Annotated in this window: 19 protein-coding genes and 1 pseudogene; 12 read left to right on the top strand and 8 right to left on the bottom strand. The window is 66.1% G+C overall.

All coding sequences use genetic code 11. The features are described 5' to 3' along the window. Positions 1 to 420: 420 nt before the first annotated feature. Positions 421 to 1,137, bottom strand: coding sequence for a PEP-CTERM sorting domain-containing protein (locus tag OU994_RS26085; RefSeq protein ID WP_281608291.1), 717 nt, complete (start codon positions 1,135 to 1,137; stop codon positions 421 to 423). A gap of 391 nt (positions 1,138 to 1,528) precedes the next feature. Beyond that, positions 1,529 to 2,128, bottom strand: a complete 600-nt coding sequence (locus tag OU994_RS26080; RefSeq protein WP_281608290.1) for a glycine zipper 2TM domain-containing protein — start codon at positions 2,126 to 2,128, stop codon at positions 1,529 to 1,531. Positions 2,129 to 2,469: 341 nt separating this feature from the next. Here OU994_RS26080 and OU994_RS26075 point away from each other — a divergent pair, with 341 nt between their 5' ends. Further along, positions 2,470 to 2,709, top strand: coding sequence for a hypothetical protein (locus tag OU994_RS26075; protein WP_281608289.1), 240 nt, complete (start codon positions 2,470 to 2,472; stop codon positions 2,707 to 2,709). A gap of 194 nt (positions 2,710 to 2,903) precedes the next feature. Further along, the gene (locus tag OU994_RS26070) at positions 2,904 to 3,665 is read left to right on the top strand and encodes a S9 family peptidase (RefSeq protein WP_281608288.1); all 762 of its coding nucleotides are present in this window, start codon (positions 2,904 to 2,906) and stop codon (positions 3,663 to 3,665) included. A gap of 154 nt (positions 3,666 to 3,819) precedes the next feature. Here the strand turns inward: OU994_RS26070 and OU994_RS26065 are convergent, their stop codons facing one another. Both OU994_RS26065 and OU994_RS26060 read right to left on the bottom strand, forming a co-directional pair. Further along, positions 3,820 to 4,470 (bottom strand): glutathione S-transferase family protein, encoded by a 651-nt coding sequence (locus tag OU994_RS26065; protein WP_281608287.1) that lies wholly within the window; start codon positions 4,468 to 4,470, stop codon positions 3,820 to 3,822. Between the two features lie 106 nt (positions 4,471 to 4,576). Further along, a complete protein-coding gene (locus OU994_RS26060) occupies positions 4,577 to 6,496 on the bottom strand; it encodes a M61 family metallopeptidase (protein ID WP_281608286.1) in 1,920 nt (639 codons plus the stop codon). Between the two features lie 227 nt (positions 6,497 to 6,723). Here OU994_RS26060 and OU994_RS26055 point away from each other — a divergent pair, with 227 nt between their 5' ends. The 8 genes from OU994_RS26055 (at position 6,724) to OU994_RS26020 (ending at position 15,187) form a co-directional block, all read left to right on the top strand. Further along, entirely contained in the window at positions 6,724 to 7,179 is a 456-nt protein-coding gene (locus OU994_RS26055) for an Hsp20 family protein (protein ID WP_131144408.1), read from the top strand. Positions 7,180 to 7,328: 149 nt separating this feature from the next. Then, positions 7,329 to 7,793: an Hsp20 family protein gene (locus tag OU994_RS26050; RefSeq protein WP_281608285.1), complete on the top strand. Its 465-nt coding sequence runs from the start codon at positions 7,329 to 7,331 to the stop codon at positions 7,791 to 7,793. Between the two features lie 302 nt (positions 7,794 to 8,095). Continuing rightward, positions 8,096 to 9,586, top strand: a complete 1,491-nt coding sequence (locus OU994_RS26045) for a Do family serine endopeptidase (RefSeq protein WP_281608284.1) — start codon at positions 8,096 to 8,098, stop codon at positions 9,584 to 9,586. A gap of 60 nt (positions 9,587 to 9,646) precedes the next feature. Further along, positions 9,647 to 10,306, top strand: a complete 660-nt coding sequence (locus tag OU994_RS26040) for a response regulator transcription factor (protein WP_131144411.1) — start codon at positions 9,647 to 9,649, stop codon at positions 10,304 to 10,306. A 20-nt stretch (positions 10,307 to 10,326) separates the two neighbouring features. After that, positions 10,327 to 11,688, top strand: coding sequence for an ATP-binding protein (locus OU994_RS26035; RefSeq protein ID WP_281608283.1), 1,362 nt, complete (start codon positions 10,327 to 10,329; stop codon positions 11,686 to 11,688). 192 nt (positions 11,689 to 11,880) lie between these two features. Continuing rightward, complete coding sequence (gene coaD / locus OU994_RS26030) at positions 11,881 to 13,002, top strand: pantetheine-phosphate adenylyltransferase (protein WP_281608282.1); 1,122 nt, start codon at positions 11,881 to 11,883, stop codon at positions 13,000 to 13,002. Positions 13,003 to 13,006: 4 nt separating this feature from the next. Beyond that, the gene (locus tag OU994_RS26025; RefSeq protein ID WP_281608281.1) at positions 13,007 to 13,879 is read left to right on the top strand and encodes a helix-turn-helix domain-containing protein; all 873 of its coding nucleotides are present in this window, start codon (positions 13,007 to 13,009) and stop codon (positions 13,877 to 13,879) included. Between the two features lie 60 nt (positions 13,880 to 13,939). Then, positions 13,940 to 15,187 carry a glycosyltransferase gene (locus OU994_RS26020; protein WP_281608280.1) on the top strand — a complete coding sequence of 416 codons (1,248 nt, stop codon included), beginning with the start codon at positions 13,940 to 13,942 and terminating at the stop codon, positions 15,185 to 15,187. A gap of 80 nt (positions 15,188 to 15,267) precedes the next feature. Here OU994_RS26020 and OU994_RS26015 read toward each other — a convergent pair whose 3' ends face one another. Further along, positions 15,268 to 16,116, bottom strand: a complete 849-nt coding sequence (locus tag OU994_RS26015) for a hypothetical protein (RefSeq protein ID WP_281608279.1) — start codon at positions 16,114 to 16,116, stop codon at positions 15,268 to 15,270. 185 nt (positions 16,117 to 16,301) lie between these two features. On the opposite strand from OU994_RS26015, the gene OU994_RS26010 reads away from it, so the two are divergent. After that, entirely contained in the window at positions 16,302 to 16,673 is a 372-nt protein-coding gene (locus OU994_RS26010; RefSeq protein ID WP_131144416.1) for a lysozyme inhibitor LprI family protein, read from the top strand. Between the two features lie 36 nt (positions 16,674 to 16,709). On the opposite strand, the gene OU994_RS26005 is transcribed toward OU994_RS26010, so the two are convergent. Beyond that, the gene (locus tag OU994_RS26005) at positions 16,710 to 17,480 is read right to left on the bottom strand and encodes a helix-turn-helix domain-containing protein (RefSeq protein ID WP_281608278.1); all 771 of its coding nucleotides are present in this window, start codon (positions 17,478 to 17,480) and stop codon (positions 16,710 to 16,712) included. A 327-nt stretch (positions 17,481 to 17,807) separates the two neighbouring features. Between OU994_RS26005 and OU994_RS26000 the strand changes: the two genes are divergently transcribed. Continuing rightward, on the top strand, positions 17,808 to 18,581 hold the full coding sequence (locus OU994_RS26000; protein WP_281608277.1) for a class I SAM-dependent methyltransferase: 774 nt from the start codon (positions 17,808 to 17,810) through the stop codon (positions 18,579 to 18,581). 228 nt (positions 18,582 to 18,809) lie between these two features. Here OU994_RS26000 and OU994_RS25995 read toward each other — a convergent pair whose 3' ends face one another. Then, complete coding sequence (locus tag OU994_RS25995) at positions 18,810 to 19,277, bottom strand: tetratricopeptide repeat protein (RefSeq protein ID WP_281611724.1); 468 nt, start codon at positions 19,275 to 19,277, stop codon at positions 18,810 to 18,812. Positions 19,278 to 19,570: 293 nt separating this feature from the next. Continuing rightward, positions 19,571 to 21,695 (bottom strand): annotated as a pseudogene (locus OU994_RS31800) (bifunctional 2',3'-cyclic-nucleotide 2'-phosphodiesterase/3'-nucleotidase). Between the last annotated feature and the right edge of the window lie 50 nt (positions 21,696 to 21,745).

Below are 21,745 nucleotides of genomic sequence, written 5' to 3'. Positions count from 1 at the left end.
GGTGCGCAGTAGCGATGCAGACAAGGAGATCCTATGCTCTATATTCGCCGCGAAAAGTAACGCGGCAAAACTGTCAGTTGCCGAAGAATGGTCATGTGCTCCGTTCCATGCGATGGAGGTTCTGCCGAGGATATGCCTGCCACGAGCCAGGCGTCGCATGTGGGTGCCGGGATCTGTTCCACTACGACCCCCGAAAGCTGGCTTGGAGCCATTGCGCAGCAATATCAGAAAGCGGGAAGCGCCCGTGATCGTGCGGGAGGGCGAACTGCATGTGCTGGCAACGGAATAAGACATCCCGGCGCAGAAGAAGTGTCGCTGGTCGGATCAGTAGCATCCCTGGTCTTGCGAAAAAACAGCGCCCAGTACAACAGGCGCCATTTACCGGCTACCGAATCCGTGGCCGGGTCGTCACCGCCACCGTCAGCGGCGCCGGCGGCGCGCCAGGGCGGCGATGCCGGCCAGGCCGGTCAGCAGCAGCACGCCTTGCGCCGGCTCGGGTACCGGGCTGATCGAGATGTTGTCGACGGCGACGTCGAAATAGGTGTAGCCGAACATCATGCCCGGTACATAGGTAGTGAACGCCACCTCGTCGACACCGGCCAGCACGCTGGCGAAAGTACGGTTCGACGGCAGGTAGGGCATGCCGGTGCTGTCTTCCGCCCCGTAGCCGCCCCAGCCGGCTGGCAGCGCGGTGGCCGATGTATCGTCGATGGTGACCGACAGGTGCTGCCAGCCGGGCTTGCTGGCATCGAGCGTGCCGACCTTCACCCAGACGCTGGTGTAGGGCAGGCCGTTGGTCATGTTGTCGTAGTCGCGCAGCTCCAGTACCAGGTCGCGCGTGACTTGCCGGTTGAAGAAGAAGACGCTCTGCGCCGATACGTCGATGCCGAAGGTAACACCGCCCATCTGGGTATAGTCGCGCACGAAGTCCGTGTTGTCGCGCGTGCTCCAGGCCACGCCGAAGTTTTCCATCCGGGTGCGCAGCGACGGGGCATCGTTGCCGAGCGAGTGATCGATCGAGGAACCGCCATTGCCGTCCAGCGGTTGCAGGCCATGCCAGCCTTCCTGGCCGTTCGAGAAAGTCACCGTGCTGCCGGCGGCAGTGGCGGTAGCCTGCAATGTAGCCAACAACAACATCGTCAAAGTCTTCTTCATAGTCGTCCTTGTGTGTTGAATGACCTCGTATCGCCGCGCCGCCGCAGGGTAAGCGGGGCCAGCCAGCGCTCGGGCAAGGCGCTGACACTTAATTTTTACTTAAGGGATACGCGGCCATTCTCGACGGCGACTTACGTCATGTCAAAGACGTTTGATGACTGTTTTGTAACAAAGTGCTGTGTGGAACTTGGACATTCCACCAGGGTAAAAGGCGAATTCGCCAATACACATTTCTCATCGAACGTGGAAGACCTGCCGGGCACTGCCGCCTGCCCGCGCGAGCATTGCCCGGCGCCCGCCTGCTGATCATGCGGGGCCGGCTCGACACTTCATCCGCTCGCTTTATCGGCCACTGGTTCTGCTGCTTGCCTGCTTATTTGCCGCGGTTGGCAATCTCGTTGCCGGCATAGCCGCCGCCGATGATACCGGCCAGGGTCGCCAGTTTCTTGCCATTGCCGTCGCCGATCTGGTTGCCGATCAGGCCGCCGACCACGGCGCCGGTACCGATGGCCACATAGTTCGGCTTGCTTTCCAGCGCAACCGGGGCAGCGGCGTAGACCGGCTGCTGCTGCTGCTGCGGTGCCTCGCTGCGGACCGGCGCCTTGTGCACGACCTTGCGCGGTGCGGGTTCGCGGTACACGATTTCCCGCACGACCACGCGTTCCGGCGCGGCCGGCTGGCGCACAGCCGGGGCCGGCTCCGGTGCGAGTGCCGGCTGCTGCAGCGCTTGCGGCGCGAGCTGCTGCGCGGCCGGCTGTGCCGCTGCCAGCTGCTGCGTTCCGACAGCTTGGGGAGCGCCGATGGCTTGCTGCGCCGCCAGGCCCGCCGGAAGGATTTGCGCGGCCGGTTCGGCTTTGCTCGATGGCAGGACACCGGTCAGGGCGGCGATACCCGTGGCGCTCAAGGCGATCACCGAGACGGCTGCGGCGGCAAACAGTGGGTGGATACGGCTTGCGGTAGCGATTTTTTCCATGATCTTTTCTCCTCATGGCCATTGATTGGCCGGCAGAGGTAGATTAAGGGCTGAGGCGGGTACAGGCTACATCGTGACCTGTATCACTCGTTACCACTTGTAAGGCAGAGCTGAATCAACGCACTTCCGCAGCGGTGTATACGGCAATGTCGAATCGTCCCGGGCGGCAGTCATGCCAGCGAGTCGCGCCGCGGGATCATGGCTTGAAAACGCATGTTCCGACCACGCACGGCTAAAAGCCTGGCGTGCCAGCGACCTGCTATGCTGCGCCGAACCGGGCAGGCCAGGCCTGCGACAGTCATTGGCGTGGACGACCGCGCGCCCAGAAATGGAGAGTGTGAATGAGTGCTACAGAAAAAACCACGGTTGCCGAGCTGGTGTTCGAGCTTGGCAAGGTCACAAGGCATGCAATCGATCGCCTGGGCGTCAGCCAGCAGCCGATCGAGCTGACGAAGATCGCAAACGACTTGCTGGAAGCAGGGCACGAGAAAGTTGCCAACGACTTGCTGCTGCTATTCGTGGCGGGGTTCGAGGAGGGCGATCCTCCTGAACGACGGACCGATCCGGAGAATCGCTTGTAGGCAGGTCACGGGTTCCCTGCTTCCGCCATCGCTGCGGAAGCAGGCTTCCATGATGTATCAACCGCATCGCCGCAGCCGCCGCACCAGCTGTGTCCCTCACGGCCGCCGCCATCGCGGCTCTGCCAAAAGTACACTGTCTCCATCCACCTTTTCGATGCACAGTGGCGCAACATCAACCGTCAACGGAGACCCTCATGCGGGCACAACGACTCGACTTCATGGGCGCGCACGGCACCAGCCTGGCCGCGCGCCTCGACGCGCCGGATGGCCCGGCGCGGGCGTATGCCCTGTTTGCCCACTGCTTCACGTGCGGCAAGGATGTGTTTGCGGCCAGCCGCATCGCCCAGGCCCTGACCGACCATGGCATCGCCGTGCTGCGCTTCGACTTCACGGGGCTGGGCGCCAGCGAAGGCGAATTCGCCAACACCAATTTCTCGTCGAACGTGGAAGACCTGCTGGCCGCGGCCGGCTACCTGCGCGAGCACTTCGCGGCGCCGCGCCTGCTGATCGGCCACAGCCTGGGCGGTGCCGCCACGCTGGCGGTGGCCGGGCTCGTACCGGAAGCGCAGGCCGTGGTGACGATCGCGGCGCCCAGCGATCCCTCGCATGTCATCCATCTGTTCCGCGACCAGATCGACACCATCACCGCGGAAGGGGAGGCCGAGGTACAGCTGGCGGGGCGGCCGTTCCGCATCCGCAAGCAATTCCTCGACGACGTGGCCGAACAGAAGCTGAAGGAAAGGATCGGCGCGCTGAGGAAGGCTTTGCTGGTGATGCATGCGCCGAACGACACAACGGTCGGCATCGAGAATGCGATGAACATCTTCATCGCGGCCAAGCACCCGAAGAGCTACATCTCGCTCGATACCGCCGATCACCTGCTCGCGAAACGCGATGATGCAACCTACGTGGCGAACCTGATCGCCGCGTGGAGCGAACGTTATCTGAAAGAGTGAACCTTCACGAGGTGTGTCGTATCGGAAGGTAAAGCATTTTGCGCGGGCGTCGTCGATCGCTGCGGAAAACCGGTGTCCGACACCAAAGAGCCGGTGTCCGACACCAAAGGCGCAAGCGCTACTGAAGCATCCTCCGCCGGTTACTGATCGAGCATCAGCCGCGCGGCTTCCAGCGCATGCCTTTCTGCACGGCCGGCCGGGCACCGACGAGCGCCAGCCAGCGCTGGATGTTCGGCTTGCCCAGCGCGTCGGCCAGCGGCTCCTGCAGGCGCTCGCTGGCTGCCATGACCCACGGATAGCAGGCGATGTCGGCGATCGTGTAGTCGTCCCCGGCCACGTAGCGGGCCTTGCCCAGCTGCGTGTCGAGTACCGTCAGCAGGCGCCCGCCTTCCGTGACGAAGCGCTCCAGCGCGAACGCATCGTCCTGCTTCGAGAAAAAGCCCAGCTGGCCCAGCATCGGGCCCAGCCCGCCGATCTGCCAGTGCAGCCACTGCATGGCCTGCCAGCGCGCCGCGCCGGAGGGCGCCAGGAACTTGCCATGCTTGTCCGCCAGGTAGGTGAGGATGGCGCCGCTCTCGAACAGCGACAGCGGGCCGCCACCGGCTTCGTCGTCCGCATTGTCGTCCGCATTGTCATCAACCATCGCGGGGATCTTGTTGTTCGGCGACAGCTTCAGGAATTCGGACTGGAACTGCTCGCCGTTGCCGATGTCGACCGGCACGGTTTCATAAGGCACGCCCAGTTCTTCCAGCAGGATGATGGGCTTGCGGCCGTTCGGGGTGGTCCAGGTATGCAGTGTGATCATCGTGGTCTCCAGGTCGGCACACTCTAGCGTGAACGAAAAAAAGCGGGCGCACATCCCGCGAAGGAGGTGCGCCCGCCGGCCAGCTGGCGAGAGGCTTACTTTAAGATCACTTGCGCGGCTGCAAAATCGCTTGCAGGCGGTCCGGCGTGCCTTCGATGCGTTCCAGGCGCGGGTACTTCAGGCCGCCGTGGTAGTCGAGCGGCACGGTGCGGTAATCGTTGCCGCGCTTGACCAGCAGCTCGATCGGCTTGCTGTCCTTCGTGGCGGCGGTCACGGCGGCGCGCAGCAGTTCCGGCTTGTAGGCGCGCCCGTTGACGGCCACCAGCGTGGTATTGCCGGACAGGCCGGCCTTGAAGCCCGGGCCATCCCACACGATGGCGACGATCTTGCCGTCGCTGGCTACCGAGAAGCCCAGCGAGTACTGGAAGTTCGCGGTCTTGCTCATGTCTTCCACGCCCTTCAGGAAGTCGGTCTGCTTGTCGGCGTAGACCAGCTTCCAGCCGGCGCGCGCCAGGCCGTCCAGCGGCGCCGGGCCGGTTTCCTCGACGCGTTTTTTCAGGAACGGCGCCCAGTCGAACGCCTGCACGCCGTTCAGGGCTTTCACCACGTCGTCGAACGTGTAGTGTTTTGCCTGGATCACGCCATTGTCGACGCCGAAGAACACGCGGGCGAAGTCGTCCAGCGAGCGCTTGTCGCCCGACAGTTCGCGGATCTTCGTGTCGACATCCAGCCAGATCAGCGCGCCCTCGGAGTAGTAATCTTCGCTGCGCTGCCAGTTCGGCCAGACCTGCGGGCGGCGCTGGCTGATGATCGGGTCGTTCGTCGTGTCCACCACCGGTCGCCACGTGCGGCCCTGCACGTTGGCATACGTGGCCGCCATGTTGGCGATCATGTCGCGCACGCTGGCCTGCTGGGCCAGGCCGGAACGGGCGGTGAGCACCTGGCCCCAGTACTGGGTCTGGCCTTCGTAGACCCACAGCAGGTTGTTGTCCAGCGGGGTGTTGAAGTTCGGCACGTCCTGGCCTTTCGGGCGGCGGAACTTGCCGTTCCACGAGTGCGTGAATTCATGCGGCAGCAGGGTGCGCACGGCTTCCGTCTTGTTCCATTCGGTGAAGTAGTTGGCCTTCACGCCGTTCTCGCTGGACTGGTGGTGCTCGCGGCCCACGCCGCCGAATTCATCGGACAGCGCGAACAGGAAATCGTAGTGCGCGTAGTGCTGCGAATCGAACAGCTTGTAGGCCTGATTCACCATCTCGCGGTGCGCCGCGATCTGCTCGGGTTTCGCTTCCAGCGCTTCCGGCGTGTCGGCCACGATGTTCAGGCGCACCGGCAGCTTCGCGCCCGGATCGAGGTCGATCTGCTTGAAGTGGCGCCCGGCGAACAGCGGCGAATCGATGAAGGTTTCCAGGTCGGTGGTCTTGAACTTCACTTCATCGCCCTGGCGCGACGCCGTCTCCAGCGCGGTGCCGTATTGCCAGCCGGCGGGCAGGGTCAGCGTGGTCTGGATCGGGATGCGGCGCACGTGGTAGCCGGCCGGGTACATCGTCATCGATTGCCACTGGATGCCGAGGATGTCCGGCGTCATCGCGATGCGCCCCTGGCCGGTTTCATTCGGCGACAGGTGCTGGTACTCCACCTCGAGGGTTTTCGCGCCCTGCGGCACGTCCACCTGGAACGCGAACACGTTCAGCGGATCGCGCTTCCATGCCACCGGCTTGCCGTTCGCCGACACCTTCAGGCCGGCCAGCTGGTGCAGCGCGCCCGTCGGGCCGTGCTGGGCCGTGACCCATTGCGGATACAGCAGGGTGAGCTTGCCCGCCTTCACGGGGATCGACTGCTGGACGCGGAAGATGTTGCGGGCCGTATCGGACGCATCGATCTTCATCTGGATCGTGCCGGGATAGGGCTGGTCCACCGAAGGGGGCAGCGGGTCGGCGCTGGCGGACTTGACGAGGATGGCGGAAGCAAAAGTGGTCGCTACGAGCGCTGGCAGGATCGCTGCGCGCAGGGGCAAAGGCAGGGTCATCGGCGATAGGGTCGGGTTGGGATCATGGTAGATGCGAGCGGGCGAGTGTAGCACGCAGGCAACGCGGAAATGTTTCAGAAAGTAAAACGAAAAATTTTCAAAAAGTGCCCCTTGAAACCTTATTGACCCGCCGTATATTGGGTACATCGGTTGCCCAGCAGGGGGCCGACAGTGAGCCGAAGCAGAACCACGGCTCGATATCGCTTAACTTTGAAAGGATATCCATCATGCGTACTTTTGACCTGACTCCGCTGTACCGTACCGCCATCGGCTTCGACCGCCTGGCCCAGATGCTGAACAGCGCCGAATCCCAGCCCAGCTATCCGCCGTACAACATCGAACTCGTTTCCGAAGACCAGTACCGCATCGTGATGGCGCTGGCCGGTTTCGACCGTTCGGAAATCGACATCACCAGCGAGCGCGATACGCTGCACATCACCGGCCGCAAGCAGAAGGACACGACGGAACGCACGTTCCTGCACCGCGGCATCGCGGCACGCGACTTCGAACAGCGCTTCCAGCTGGCCAACCACGTGAAGGTCACCGGCGCCTCGTTCCAGAACGGCATGCTGACGATCGACCTGGTGCGTGAAGTGCCCGAGGCCCTGAAGCCCCGCAAGATCGAAATCGGCAGCAGCGCGGACAGCGCTCCCGCGATCGAGCAATCGCGCGCCGCGGCCTGAGCCGTAGCCTGAAGCCGAGGCAGCCCGCCACTCCGGCGGGCCTGGCGGGCCGCGTGCCCGCCCTGAAAAAATTCGTTGGAAACCACCTTGTACCCGCGGTTGCCCGCATGGGGGCCGCACCCGATATCGCTTAATGAAAGGATATGATCATGCGTACTTTTGACCTGACTCCCCTGTACCGTACCGCCATCGGCATCGACCGCCTGGCCAGCCAGCTGAACGCCGCCGAGACGCCCACCTATCCGCCGTACAACGTGGAACTGGTGGCCGAAGACAAATACCGCATCGTGATGGCACTGGCCGGCTTCGACCGTTCCGAGCTGGACATCAACACCGAGCGCGATTCGCTGGTGATCACCGGCCGCAAGCAGAAGGACGCGGTGGAACGCACCTTCCTGCACCGCGGCATCGCCGCCCGCGACTTCGAGCAGCGCTTCCAGCTGGCCGACCACGTGAAGGTCACCGGCGCCGCGTTCGACAACGGCATGCTGACGATCGACCTGGTGCGCGAAGTGCCCGAAGCGTTCCGGCCGCGCAAGATCGCCATCGACGGCGTCACCAATGAAGCCGCCAGCAACGTGACCGCGCTGGAACAGAAGCGCGACGCCGCATAAAATCCGAAGGCTTCGGCCTGCGTCGAGGTAACACGAAAGGCCGGGGAAACCCGGCCTTTTTGCGTTCCAGGGAGTTTCCACGGCCATGGTCGCCGGGCCATCAGGAGCGCTCAGGGCAAGGCGTGGCGTCGCAGACAGTGCTTCAGCACGGCAAGACGCCGCAACGCAGCCATGAGCGCCTCCCGGTGGCCTGCCCTCCTGGTGGCATGGTTAAGGAGCGTATAAGCTGTTGACCTCATATTGCTACCATCGAATTTGATCCAATGGGGAGTACAGAAATGAGCAAGGACAAGGTCTTGAACATGAAACGCCTGGTCCTGGCCCTGTGCGCGGTGGGCGTACTGGGCGCAGGCGCGGCGATCGCCGTGCAGGGAACCCACGATGCGCCGGCCGCCGGTGCGCAGGTCGCAGCCACGCCGGCACCCGGCGTGCCGGCCAATGCCGCCGCGGGCGCCCCGGCGCCGACGCCGGCGCCGATGATCGCGCTGCCGGACTTTTCCGTGGTCGCCTCCCGCAATGGCCCCGCCGTGGTCAACATCAGCACCACCGGCAGCGTGAAGACCAGCTACGACAACCGCGGCGAGCCATTCGCGGACGATCCGTTCTTTGAATTCTTCCGCCGCTTCCAGGGCCCGCAAGGCCCGCAACGGGGCGGCCAGGCACCCAGCCACGGCGTCGGTTCCGGCTTCATCGTCAGTGCCGATGGCCTGATCATGACCAATGCCCACGTGGTGCGCGATGCCAGCGAAGTCACCGTGAAGCTGACGGACCGCCGCGAATTCCGCGCCAAGGTGCTCGGTTCCGACCCGCGCACCGACGTGGCCGTGCTGAAGATCGATGCGAAGAACCTGCCCGTGGTGCCGCTGGGCCGCTCGATGGACGTGAAAGTCGGCGAATGGGTGCTGGCCATCGGTTCGCCGTTCGGCCTGGAAAACACCGTGACGGCCGGCGTGGTCAGCGCCAAGGGCCGCGCGCTGGACGACGGCAGCGTGCCGTTCATCCAGACCGACGTGGCGGTCAACCCCGGCAACTCGGGCGGCCCGCTGTTCAACACGAAGGGCGAAGTGGTCGGCATCAATTCGCAGATCTACAGCCAGACCGGCGGCTACCAGGGCCTGTCGTTCGCGATCCCGATCGATGTGGCGCAGCGCATCCGCGACCAGATCGTGGCCACCGGCAAGGTGGTGCACGCCAAGCTGGGCGTGCTGGCGCAGGAAGTGGACCAGAGCTTTGCCGATTCGTTCGACCTGCCGTCGCCGGAAGGCGCGCTGATCGTCAACGTGGAAAAGGGCAGTGCCGCCGAGCAGAGCGGCCTGAAGCCGGGCGACGTGGTGCGCGCCATCAATGGCCAGAAGATCGTCGCCTCTGGCGACCTGTCTTCCTACGTGGCGCTGGCCAAGCCGGGCGACAAGGTGACGCTGGATGTCTGGCGCCAGGGCAAGGCCGTGTCGCTGGCCGGCAAGCTGGGCAATGCCACCGAGCGCACGCTGGCCAATGCCGCCGGCGACGACGACAGCCCGGTCGCGAAGTCGCGCCTGGGCCTGGCCCTGCGCCCGCTCGACCCGCTGGAAAAACAGGCGGTCGGCCTGGCTTCCGGGCTCGTCATCGAGCGTGCCGGTGGCGCGGCCGCCAGCGCCGGGCTGCAGCCGGGCGACGTGCTGCTGTCGGTAAACGGCCGGCCCGTCAACTCGGTCGAGCAGGTGCGCGACGTGGTGTCGAAATCGTCGAAATCGGTGGCGCTGCTGATCCAGCGCGGCGAGGAACGCATTTTTATTCCCGTGCGATTGGGATAAACTGCGCCGCTGGAAGACGGGCCGCCGCGGCGGCCCGCGAACATGAAAGGACAATAAAAAATGCGGCTGCTGCTGGTGGAAGATGATGTGATGATCGGTGAAGTGGTGCTCGACCTGTTGCGCGCCGAGCACTATGCCGTGGACTGGGTAAAGGATGGCGCGATGGCCGACACGGCCTTGCAGACCCAGACCTACGACCTGGTGCTGCTCGACCTGGGCCTGCCGCGCAAGGATGGCCTGGAAGTATTGCGCTCGATGCGCGCGCGCAAGGAGCTGACGCCGGTGCTGGTCGCCACGGCACGCGACGCCGTCGAGCAGCGTATCGCCGGCCTCGATGCCGGTGCCGACGACTACGTGCTCAAGCCGTACGACCTGGATGAGATGCTGGCCCGCATCCGCGCGCTGCTGCGCCGCTCGGCGGGGCGCGCCGAACCGGTGTTCGAGCACAAGGGCGTGTCGATCAACCCGCAAACGCGCGAGGTGATCGCCAACGGCGTGCAGGTCAACCTGTCGGCGCGCGAATGGGCCGTGCTGGAAGCGCTGATCGCGCGCCCCGGCATCGTGCTGTCGCGCGCCCAGCTGGAAGAAAAGCTGTACAGCTGGAAGGATGAAGTGAACAGCAATGCCGTCGAAGTGTATATCCATGGCCTGCGCAAGAAGCTGGGCGCGGAACTGATCCAGAACGTGCGCGGCCTCGGCTACATGGTGCCGAAAGCATGAAGGTGCCGGGGGTCTCCCGCATGAAGGTCAACACGCACTCGCTGCGTGGCCGGCTGCTGTGGTTCCTGCTGGCGGCGATCACCATGGCGGCGCTGGCGCAGGCGATGATCGCCTACCGCAGCGCGCTGCACGATGCGGACCAGATCTTCGACTACCACATGCAGCAGATGGCGCTGGCGCTGCGTTCCGGCGCGCCGCTGGCGAACGCCCACCATGGCCCCAGCGCCGACCCGGGCAACGACGACATGGTGGTGCAGGTCTGGACGCCGGACGGCATCCAGGTATTCCGCTCGATTTCCCGCGCCGAGCTGCCGCAGCGCGCGGTGCTCGGCTTTTCCAACGTGAAGGCCAAGGGCACGGTGTACCGGGTGTACTCGGTGCAGACCAGTAACCAGACGGTGCAGATCGCCCAGGACATGTCGGTGCGCAAGCGCATGGCCGGCGCGCTGGCGCTGCGCACCGTCGGGCCGATCGCGCTGATGGCGCCGATGCTGATGCTGGTGGTGTGGTGGGTCGTCAGCGGCTCGCTGGCACCGGTGGCGCGGGTGCGGCGGCAGGTGGCATCGCGCCAGGCGGAGGACCTGTCGCCCGTGTCCGAAGCCGACCTGCCGGACGAGGTGAAGCCGCTGGTGCACGAACTGAACCTGCTGTTCGGCCGCGTGCGCACCGCGTTCGACGCCCAGCAGCACTTCGTGGCCGATGCCGCCCACGAGCTGCGCTCGCCGCTGGCGGCACTCAAGCTGCAGGTACTGAGCCTGGACCGCGCCGAGGATGCCGATGCCCGCAAGCTGGCCATCGCGCGGCTGACGGCGGGCATCGAACGGGCTACTCGCCTGGTCGAGCAATTGCTGGTGCTGGCGCGGCAGGAGGCGGCCGAGCCGAAGATGGACCCGGTCAACCTGGCCGAGCTGGCGCGGCGCACGCTGGGCGACATGGTGGGCGCCGCGCAGGCACGCGAGATCGACCTGGGCATCCACGAAGTGGCCGAAGCCACCGTGCAGGGCCAGGCCGACGCGCTGCGCGTGCTGCTGCGTAACCTGGTCGACAACGCCATCAAGTACACGCCTTCCGGCGGCACCGTCGACGTGTCGGTGCGGCATGCGGATGGCAGCGGCGCCGCCGAGCTGGTCGTCGAGGACAGCGGTCCCGGCATCTCGCCGGAAGAGCGCGAGCGCGTCTTCAGCCGCTTCTACCGCGTGCCCGGCACGACCGCGACGGGCAGCGGCCTGGGCCTGGCCATCATCAAGGCGATCGCCGAGCGCCATGGCGCCACGCTGTCGCTGGACGCTTCCGAACGGCTCGGCGGCCTGCTGGTGCGCGTGACGTTCCCCGGCGCGAAGGCCGCCACTACCAAAGTCCCCCTGGCCAAGAGTGCCGCCTGACGACATGTTGAAAGCGCATGCATTCACCCCAACGGCAAAGGGCTGGGGTCAGACCCGCCGGGTCTGACCCCCGAATTTGCACTTGGGGTGGGCTTATACAGGCGGCATCGACCTGTCACCGGTTTTTTGAAGCGGTTGTCCCTGGTGCTGGGCTAGAATGCCCGTATTGACAGACAGCCAACAGGGCGGCGCATGAAAAGAATCGGTTTCTCGGGCACGCTGGACCCGATCACCAATGGCCACATGTGGGTGATCGGCGAAGCCCGTTCGATCGCGGATGAGGTGATCGTCTTCCTGTCGCAGAATTCCACCAAGCAGCCCCGTTTCTCGGCCGAGGAACGACGCGCGATCGTGCTGGAAAGCTGCGCCGAACGGCAGTGGGACAACGTGCAGGTGCTGATCGTGAAGAGCGACTACACGGCGCGCGTGGCACGCAAGCATGGCGTCGACTACCTGATCCGCGGCATCCGCACCACCGCCGATTTCGATTACGAAAACCTGATCCAGCAGACCAACGTGGAAGTGATCGGCGGCGCCAAGACGCTGTTCGTGATGCCGCCGCGCGACCTGGGCTCGGTCAGCTCCAGCTTCGTCAAGGCGCTGGAAGGCCCGGTGGGCTGGAACTGGACGACCAAGAAGTTCGTGCCGGCGCCGGCCTACCGGGCCTGGATCCTCAGCTGGCTGCACAAGGAATGGCAGGCGCTGTTCCAGGGCGACGCGGCGCCAGGCTGGTTCGCCCGGCTGACCGGCGCCGACGCCTACGGCGGCGCCACGCGCCATTATCACAACCTCGACCACCTGGTGCACGGCCTGGCCGAGATCCGCGCCTGGGCCGCCAACACGGGCGCGACCGCGGCCGACGCGGACCTGGTGCGCGCCGCGTTCTGGTTCCACGACGCGTACTACGGCCACGGGCCGGGGGCCGTGTCGAACGAGGTAGCCAGCGCGCAGTTGTGGCTCGGCAGCGGCCTGGAAGCGGATGCCGGCCGGGCCGGCGAAGTGGCGACGCTGATCCGCGCCACCGACCACCTGCAGGGCGGCCACGTGGCCCATCCGCTCAAGGAAATCCTGCTGGGCGTGGACCTGGCGATCCTGGGGCAGGACGAGGAAGTGTACGCCCACTACGCGCGCGGCATCCGCGCCGAATATGGCCACGTGCCCGAGGAACGCTACGGCAGCCAGCGCGCCGCCGTGCTCGAACACCTGCGCGGCAAGGCTTATGCCGGCACGCTGTATGCCGACCCATGGTTTGCCGAGCAGTACAACGAACCGGCCATCGTCAACATGACGCGCGAGCTGGCGCAGCTGGCCTGACGCCATGTTCAGCGTGCTGCGGGCCGCCTCCGGGCCGCTGGCGGAAGCGGTGCGCGGATTCGTCGCCGTCTCCATGCTGGACCAGCCGTGGCCGCCGCGCGGCGCGCCGATCAACCGTTTCCCGGCGATGGTCTACTGCGGTGTCACGATGATCACCGATGGCCAGGTCGCGCTGCTGGACGATGGCGGATGCCCTGGCCGGATCGCTCCGCACTGGACCGTATTCGGCCCGCGCACCCGCCCGGTGGCATCGCTGACCCTGGCGCCGCTGCGCTGCGTCACCGCCATCCTGTATCCGGATGCCTTCCGGCTGTTGACGGGGTGCGAGCCGGCGCGGCTGAAGGACCGCAACGATGCCGGCCAGGCCTGGCTGCCGGACGAATGGAACGAGTGGCCGGCGGCGCTGCAGGCGCGGGCCAGCCAGCCGGATGCGCAGATCGCGTGGATGGAACAATGGCTGCTGCGCCGCTGGCTGCCGGTGCGGCCGCGCTGGGACAGGAACATCGGCACCCTGGTGCGGGCGCCCGCCATGCGCAAGCCGGCGGACGCGGCGCACGCCATCGGTGTCAGCCACCGCCAGTTGCAGCGCCAGGCATTGGCGGCAATCGGCCTGCCGCCCGCCAGGGTGCATCGCCTGCAACGGGCGGAGCAAGCGCTGGGCAGGCTCGCCGGCCCGCGCGGCGAAGGCGCTCCCTTGCCGCTGGCACGGCTGGCGGCCGACCTGGGTTTCGCCGACCAGCCGCACCTGACCCGCGACATCTGCGACCTGACCGGCCTGCCGCCGGCACGCCTCGCCGCCGCGGTCGCGCATGATCCCGACTACTGGGTGTATCGCCTGGACGGCGATGCTGTCGCTTTTCTTCAAGACACCGGCTAGCAGGAGCGTGGAGGATGTCGTCCGCCCGTACCGGGCAGAAGACAGCAATGAGGACCACGCATGAAATTCACCTTCCTGACTTACGGCACCGAGGGCGACACCCGGCCGCTGCTGGCGCTCGCGCAGGCGCTGGCCGCGCACGGACACCAGGTGCACCTGCTGGCCGATCGCTCGGCGGCCGCCAGCGCCCAGGCCCGCGGCATCGGCTTCACGCCCCTGGCGGGCGATATCCGGCAAGCCCTGGCGCCGCATGGCTCGCTGGGCCGCGTGGTGCGGCAGGGAGCCAATCTCGACAAGATCACGCGGGCCTTCGCCGCCATCGCCAGCGGCCATACGGTCGAATGGATGCGCGCCGCGCGCGAGGCCGCCGAAGGCAGCGATGCGCTGGTATTTTCCGGCCTGGCCAGTTATGCCGGCCTGGCCGTGGCCGAAGGGCTCGACCTGCCTTGTGTCGGCGCCGGGCTGTGGCCGATGACACCCACCGGCGACTTCCCGTCCGTGTTCCTGCGCCAGCGGCGCTGGCCACGCTGGGCCAACCGGGCTTCCCACCGCCTGTTCGCGGGACTGGCCTGGACATCGTTCCGGGACAATATCGACCATGGCAGGCACGCCGTGTTCGGCCAGCCGCCCGTGACGAGGATGTGGAGCGGTTATCCGGTCTTGTACGGCTGCTCGCCGACCCTGCTGCCCGAACCGGCCGACTGGCCGGGCGAAGTGGAAGTGTGCGGCGCCTGGCATGCCGCCGACCGCGCATGGCGCCCGCCGCCAGCGCTGGCCGCGTTCCTGGAGCAGGGCGAGCCGCCGGCCTATATCGGCTTCGGCAGCATGGCGGGGTTCGACACGCGCACGCTGCGCCACGCCATCGTCGAGGCGGTGGGCGGGCGCCGCGCGCTGTTCTATCCTGGCTGGAGCGGCATCGACGCGGCCGGATTGCCAGCCAATTTCCACGTGCTGGACGATACCCCGCACGACTGGCTGTTCCCGCGTACCTCGGTCATCGTGCACCACGGCGGCGCCGGTACCAGCCACGCCGCCGCGCGCTCCGGCGTGCCTTCCGTGGTCGTGCCGTTTGCCGGCGACCAGTTCTTCTGGGCCGACCGGCTGGCCCGCCTCGGCATCGCCGGCGTCTGCCCGGCGCCGCGCAGGCTCGACAGCGCCATGCTGCGCGGCCTGATGGACCGGGCCGGCGGCCTGCGCGACAACGCGCGCGCGGTCGCGGCCCGGATGTCTGTCGAGGATGGCGTGCGCGCGGCCCGGCACCGCCTGCTGGGCGGGGTGGCGAAACACCTCGCGCCGGCGGAAAGATGACCTTGCACAGCCGGCGCCGTGAGGCTTGTCCAGCGCACCGGCGCGTGCCGTGGCCGCCGGCGCTGGCGCGATGCCGGGTCTTACCCCCGCGGCACGGCGCGCACGGCCTCTACCCATTTCTCCGGCGTGCAGCTCGACCAGAGCGTGTTGGGCGCATAGAACAGTGCCGGCTTCGCGCGTGCGATCTGCAGGAACGAGGGCTGCTGCAGCGCCTGGATCTTGCCGTCATTGACGAGGAATTCCACCGAGTACCTGGGATACGCCATGACGATCCCTTGCTCCAGGAACGTCAGGTCCTGCGGCCGCAATACATCGGCCAGGCGCTGTTCGGAATCGCCCGGCACCAGTTCACCGAGCTCTTCGAGCATGTCCTCGTCGAACTCGCGCTGCCGGTGATCGCTGCGCGCCTTGGACAATACCTTGACGACCTTGAACGGATTGGTGCCCATTTCAACCAGTGCCTTGACCTGGCCGATGGCCGGGTTCTCCAGCACGGCCTTGATGCTCTTCATCGTGGACTGTCCACTGAACTGCAGTGCGACCTCCGGCGCGGGCTGCGCCGCCCGAACCAGCGAATCGGCCCATCGGCCCGCTTCCTGGGCCCAGTAATGATGCCGCGCCGTGGCGTAACCCCGGCAGGAATAGAACGCTTCCGCCTGCGCACGGGTCAGCGTGCCGTACAGCTTGCCGTCCTTGAAGACCACGCCGCCGGTCGGCCCGTCCGTCAGTCCCACGTAGCTGACCGTGCCGCCGTTCGAGGTCAGCACTTCGAAACGCTCGGTGGCGGCTTCCTCGGGAATACTGCGAATAACCGTGCGCGCGTCGCTCTGGGCGGTAATTTGCAGCGACCCCGGCCGGCTTTCCGGTTCTTCGGCCCGGACAGCGGTGCTGGCGAGCAGGAATAATGTGATGGCGGTGACTGTACGCATGGAATTCTTTGGAAAAGCCGTGATTGTAAAACTATTACATTCAAACTATTGCTTTCGGAAGAGATCGACGCGGATGACTTCCTGCTCCCGGTTTGCCAAACAGTTTTCATTATGATAATTTCCCGCCCTTGCGCGGGTCCGCAGCGCCGGTGGCGGCGCAGGGTCCGCCGCATGCCGAGGAAAACATGAAACGCTTATTACTTGCTGTCCTGCTGTCCGCATCGGGCGCCGCCCTGGCCAATTCCGCCTGCGACAAGCCGAAAAACGATTTCGATGGCCTGTACTGCCTGAACAAGGTGTACCAGGAAGCCGACCGCGAACTGAACGACAACTACCAGAAGCTGTCCGGCAAGCTCGATGCCGATGGCAAGAAGGCCCTGAAGAAAGGGCAGCTTGCATGGATCCGTTCCCGCAACGAATCCTGCTCCAAGCTGGAACCCGGCCACTTCTTCGTCGACCTGCAATGCGCCACGGATACCACGATTTCACGCGCCCAGTTCCTGCAGGACCGCGTGCGCGAATGCGTCAGCTCGGGCTGCCAGAACAGCAAGCTGTAAGGCACCGCCTGGGTGGCCCCACCTTTCCCGGGCCGCTCATGCCGGTTCCAGGCACACCAGCTTGCACTCCTGCTGCGCCGCGACCAGCAGCGTGGTCTGCAGGAAGCGCAGCACGCCGCGCGCGGGGTGGTGGAATACCCGCTGCCCGCCCTCCCGATGCAGCACCGCCTGCTCCTTCCAATGGCGCGCGAAGAGCTCGCTTTTCATCGACAGCTCGTCGATCAATTCCAGGAACGCCGCATCGTGCGGACAACGGCTGTAGTCGGCACGGAACTCGGCGACCAGCCGCCGGGACCGTTCCGGCCAGTCCGCGATCAGGTCCTGGGCGAGCGGCGAGAGAAACACGAACCGCATCAGGTTTCGGTCAGCCGTCCCGTCATCCAGCCAGCCGCTGAACAGCCCGGCGGCCGGGGCATTCCAGGCCCGGGCCGTCCATGTGCGGTCGAGGAGGTAGGCCGGGACGGTCATCAGCGATGGCAGCGTCAGCAGGCTGCCGGGCAGGTCGGCGTGGGCGGTGGCCGGGGCGGGATCGCGCTTCTGCGCCAGGTCGAACATCGAAGCCCGCTCGGCCGAGGTAAGCCGCAAGGCATCGGCAAGGCGGGCCAGCGCGGCCGCGGAAGCCGCCACATCGCGCCCCTGTTCCAGCCACGTGATCCAGGTAACGCTGACGCCGGCCGCGTCGGCCAGTTCCTCGCGCCGCAGGCCGGGCGTGCGGCGCCGGCCGAAGGCCTTGGCCGGCGGGGGCAGTCGCTCGCGGTGGGCGCGGATGAAGGTGCCGAGCAAGTGGCGGGGATCGGGCTGGGTCATGGGGAAGGGGGCGTGGCGGGCTGGTTCATGGGAGGATGGTTCATGGAAGGATGGCCAATGGGAGAGCGGTTAATGGGAGAGTGGTTAATCGGAGAGTGGTTAATGGGAGAGTGGTCAATGGGAGAGTGGTTAATCGGAGAGTGGTTAATCGGAGAGTGGTTAATCGGAGAGTGGTTAATCGGAGAGTGGTCAATGGGAGAGTGGTCAATGGGAGAGTGGTTAACGGGAGCATGGTGCATGGGACCATTTATACCAGGATAAATTGCCATCTTGTACCAGTTAAAGGACGTGGACACAATGGTCTTCCCACTGACCCAGGAGTCCATCATGAACGCCCCCAGCCACAACGATATCGTCGACAGCCAGTTCAGCCCCCAGGCGCATGCCTATCTCGCCAGTGCGGTCCATGCCAGCGGCGCGGACCTGGAACGGATGGCCAGCCTGGTGGGCCAGCGTCCGGAAGCGGTCGCGCTGGACATGGGGTGCGGCGGCGGCCATGCCACGTTCCACCTGGCGCCGCTGGTGGGCAAGGTGGTCGCCTGCGATCTCTCCGAGCCGATGCTGCGCGTGGTGGCCGGGGAGGCCGGCCGCCGCGGCTTCGGCAATGTCGTCACCAAGCGCAGCGCCGCGGAGTCGCTGCCATGTCCTTCCGCTTCCTTCGACGTGGCCGTCACCCGGTACAGCGCGCACCACTGGCGCGACGTGCCCGCCGGCCTCGCGCAGATGCGCCGCGTACTGAAGCCGGGCGGCATGGCCATCTTCATGGACGTCGTCACGCCCGGCATGCCACTGCTCGACACGTGGCTGCAAAGCCTGGAACTGCTGCGCGACCCTTCGCACGTGCGCAACGCCTCGCTGGATGAATGGCGCACGGCGCTGGCCACCGCCGGCTTCGCTGTCGGCGAGGTGACGACCTTCCGGCTGCGCCTGGAGTTCGCGTCATGGGTGGAGCGGATGAAGACGCCGGAAGCACATGTGGCGGCCATCCGTTCGCTGCAGCGGCGCGCCGGGACGGAGGTGCGGGACTACTTCGCCATCGAGGAGGATGGCAGCTTCACGGTGGATACGATGCTGATCGTCGGGCATGCCGAAAACCGGTGACAGGCTCCATTTTCCAAAAAAACGGTGACAGGCTCCATTTTCCAGGAAATATTTCTAAATAATCGGAGCCTGTAATAATCGGAGCCTGTCACCGGTTTTCGTTTTCACTGCTGCCGGCACCGGCAATGAAAAACGGTGACAGGCTCCAATTTCCGGGAAATATTTCCCAATAAATGGTGACTGTCACCGTTTTTCGTTTTTCACTGCTGCCGGTACCCGCGTGGCAGGCTAGAAGCGGTTCCAGTTGTTGCGCCGGTGTTCGGTGGCTTCCTTCATCAGGTGGCTGGCGCGCTGCGGGTCGTCGACCGTCAGCGCCAGTTCCTGCAGGGCCGGCGGATACTCCCGCTCGGCGGCTTCTTCCAGCAAGGAGCGGGCTTTCTGCGGGTCGGCGGCCACGCCGTCGCCATTGCGGTAGGCATACGACAGCAGGAACATCGCATGCGCGTTGCCCAGGTCGCTGGCCAGTTGCAGCCAGCGCGCGGCGGTGGCCGCGTCGCGCGGCACGCCGTCGCCGTTGCGCGCCATCATGCCCAGCTTCAGCGCGGCCCTGGCCTGGCCACCCTCGGCGGCGCGCCGGTACCACTCCCACGCGGCGGGCGGGCCGGCGGGATTTCCCTCGGCAGTGCGATACAGCTCGCCGAGGTGGAACGCGGCCTGGGCATCGTTCGCCAGGGCGGCGCGGCGCAGCAGCGCCATCGCTTCGGCGCGCCGCTCCGGGCGCGAGCGGTACAGGATGCCCAGTTCCCGCTCGGCCACCGCATTGCCGTGTTCGGCCAGGCGGTGCAGCTCGCGCTCGGCCGCGCCATCGTTGCGCTGCGCCGCGGCCATCGACAGCGCCTCGATCCGCGCCGCATCCGGCGGCGGTTCGTGGCTGCAAGCGGCCAGCACGGCCACCAGCACCGCCGCCAGCATCGACCGCGGCACCGTTTTCGGCACCGCTTTTGGCACCATTGTTGGCAACCGCTGCCGCATCGACCGGAAGGTGCGGCTCATTTCGACAGGTCGATGGTGTACTTGCCGAAGCCGCTGGCATCGAGGCCGCTTTCGCCGGTCACGACGGCGATGCCGTTGGCGCGCGCGATGGCCAGGTGGCCCGGCGCGGAACGCAGGATCACCGGCCCGGCCGTCCTCACCTTCGCGAACGACCAGCTGCGCGCACTGCCGTTGGCGGCCAGCGTGACCTTGCCGCCGCCCGCCTTGCCGATGCCTTGCAGGTAGCTGGAAACCACCGCCTGGTTCGCATCCGGCGACTTGATGATCGTCTTGCTGCCATCGATGCCGGGCACGCCGCCACCGCCGCCGGCACGGTAATCGTTGGTGGCCACGATGAAGTCGTCGCCGTCCGCCACCGGCTTGCCCTGGTAGACGAGGTTGACGATGCGGCTGCCGGCCGGCTGCGTCACGTCGATCCTGGTAGGTCAGCGCATTGTCTTCGGCGTAGAACACGTCGTAGTTGTAGATCGTGCCGTAGCTGGGCACCAGGTCCTGCTCGGCCGTGCTGGCCGGGTCGATGCGGCCGAACTGCCTGGCGGAAGCTTCCAGCCAGGCCTTCAGGTCCGAACCCTTGATCTTCACGGCTTGCAGGTTGTTGTTGCCGTACAGGTAAAGGTCACCCGGGTTGCGGATCTGCAGGCCGACCGGCGCGGCCGCGGTGGCGCCCGGCGCCACGTCGGTGAAGTCCGAGGGGCCGTTGCGGCCCGCCTTGAAGGGCGCGCTGCACGAGATCACGGGGATGTTCCTGTAGCTGGCCAGCGTCGCATCGGTGCTGGTGGCGATGAAGTTCTTCACGTAGGCGATCTGCGCCTGGTTCACCAGCTGGATCGCGGTCACGTCGCCCACCAGCGAGAAGTACGACGACATCTCGAAGTCGGTCGTCACACCCAGCGGTTCCTTGGCATAGGCGATGGTGGCGGCATGCTCGTCGGCGATCAGCGCGGCGATCGCGGGATCGGCCTTCACCGTGGTCACGCCGTCGGTGTACTTGAAGCCGCGCGACTCGACGGTGGTTTTGGCCGGCTGCGTGACCCATTTGCCGCCCTGGTACACCATCGTCATCCGGATGATGCCGAGTCGCCGGCCCCAGCTCTGCGCCATCACCGCCGGCACGCCGTTGACGAAGCCGTTGACCGCATCGACGTTGGCGCTGGCCGGCAGCGCCGCCAGCGAAGGATCGAGCGCGGCGGCGCCGCTTTCCTTCCCCTTCGGGAAGATCAGGTGCGAGTGGCCGATCATCAGCGCATCGATGCCGGTGCCGGCCAGGTGGTAGCTCTGGTTTTCCATCTTCGGGCTGTAAGCGCCCACGTCCAGGCCGCCGTGCGACAGCGCCACGATCACGTGTGCGCCCTTGCCGCGCAACTCGGGAATGTACTGCGCCGCCGCTTCCTTCGAACCGGAAACGGCGACCTTGCCGGCCAGGTTCTTCTGGTCCCATTCCAGGATCTGCGGCGGCACGAAACTCATGATGCCGATGTTGATGACGACGTTGATATCGCTGCCATCCGGCGCCTTGCCGACAAAGGCGCGCGGCAGTACCGCGTAGGGCTGGAACAGCGGCTTGCCGCTGGCCACGCCGGTCACGTTGGTCAGCACCAGCGGGAACGCGGGCGCGCCGCAGTTGCCGGCGGGTTTGGTCACGCCGGGAATGTTCAGGTCCGTGTTCGTCACCTGCGACAGGAACGGCAGGCCGTAGTTGAATTCATGGTTGCCGAAGCCGCCGCCGTCGTACTTCAGCGCGTTCATGGCCTTGTGCACGGCCAGCGTGGCGGTGCAGGGGATCGGTTTCGTGACCGCCTGCAGGTCGGACAGCAGCGTGCCCTGGATTACGTCGCCATCGTCGAGCAGCACGTTGTTCGGATTTTCCGCGCGCGCGGCGGCGATCAGCGTGGCGGTGCGGTCCATGCCCAGGCTCGCATCGTCGGCCAGCGCATAGTAGTTGTAGCCGAGGACATTCGAGTGCAGGTCGGTGGTTTCCATCAGCGCGAACGTGACGGTGGTGCCTTCCGGGATGCCGCCGGCCGCCGGCGCCGCCACGCCGCCCGGGTCGTCGCTATCGCTGCCACAACCCACCACGCCAGCCGCGATCAGTGCCGCCAGCATCGCCATATTCGTTTTCATGTTCATTGTCCCCGGCAAAAATAAAACGCGACTGTAGCGGCGCGATGTGA

The sequence above is a fragment of the Pseudoduganella sp. SL102 genome (genome assembly GCF_027856995.1).
GTDB classification, from domain to species: domain Bacteria; phylum Pseudomonadota; class Gammaproteobacteria; order Burkholderiales; family Burkholderiaceae_D; genus Rugamonas; species Rugamonas albidiflava.
The sequence above is the reverse complement of the archived record's forward strand: the minus strand, read 5'-3'. Positions and strand labels throughout refer to the sequence as shown.